This is a genomic window from Microcoleus sp. T3_D1, assembly GCF_036700405.1.
Lineage (GTDB): Bacteria > Cyanobacteriota > Cyanobacteriia > Cyanobacteriales > Microcoleaceae > Microcoleus.
On sequence record NZ_JAUBOV010000092.1, the window covers coordinates 25,629 to 26,665 of the forward strand.

General features: G+C 48.8%; 1 pseudogene and 1 riboswitch. The pseudogene reads right to left on the minus strand.

The features are described 5' to 3' along the window. A pseudogene (locus QT992_RS28730) lies at positions 1 to 786 on the minus strand (precorrin-3B synthase); the annotation flags it as partial. Between the two features lie 8 nt (positions 787 to 794). Further along, positions 795 to 874, minus strand: a riboswitch (adenosylcobalamin-variant (AdoCbl-variant) riboswitch). Positions 875 to 1,037 lie beyond the last annotated feature (163 nt).

A 1,037-nucleotide genomic window follows, 5' to 3' on the forward strand; every position in this document is an offset into this window, starting at 1 on the left:
GGTACAAGATGTGAATTGCCATAAAAATGGTAAATTCTGCTGTACTTTTTCTAGATAACTTTCAGTGCCCCAATCTGCCAGCAGGTGACGCAAACGCGGTTTTTTGCCATCAATTCGAGGTCGATTTTTGGTGTATTCAAGATAGGTGCTAGCCAGGGCCGCTAATACTGAAATACATTGCGATTCTGGGATTAAAATTCCTGTATCGCCGTTGAAATGCAGCCGAAAAAAGATTTCTGATTGGGTTGAAAGCCCTTCAGCAGCTAATAAAATATCGTTGCGTAAAGCCTGGATCGAAACCGATTCCCCGCCGTCCAAGCCAATACTGAACTTAGGCGAAAGTTGCGACAACTCGGAATGCGTTTGCAGGTAATCATCCCAAGCTTTCACTAGCGGGCGAGTATCGAGTAACTGCTGGCGATCGATCCCTGCTGTCGGGCTTGCCATAATATTGCGAATCGGGTCAACTTCAACGCGGCGAGACGCTATCCCCAATTCCTGCAAGCGGTTCCAGACTTCCGGGGCAATTTCCGAGTTCACTTCTCGGATTTGCAAATTTGCCCGATTTGTCACTTGCAAACAGCCGGTACTGTATTGATCGGCCACATCGGCGATCGTCCGACACTGCTGCGCGTTTAAAATTCCCCCCGGAATCCGCATTCTCGATAAAACTCCGTCTCGGGCTTGGGAACCGTAAAATAAACCCGGACAAGTCGGCAAATCAGTCAAAGCTAACAAATAATCTCCTCCCCGTGCTACGCAGGGAATCCAAAAGTAAACGCCCACAAAGCGCCCCCGAAATCGGCATTCTGACTTTTACAGTTGCGGCACAGCGCCGGAATTGCACCGGACTTTCCCGCTTTCAGGTTTTAGAAAGGTATCACGAGCTGACCGACAGAAAGCAAAACCCTCAACTTTCTTAACAAAACTTCTGGCGATGGCGTCGGGCCCCGCAAGCTACGCCCCTCTCTCTCCTTTCATCAGCTTTCCTAATCACAGTCATCAGTTTAACTGTCGCTACACCCCTTTACAAACGT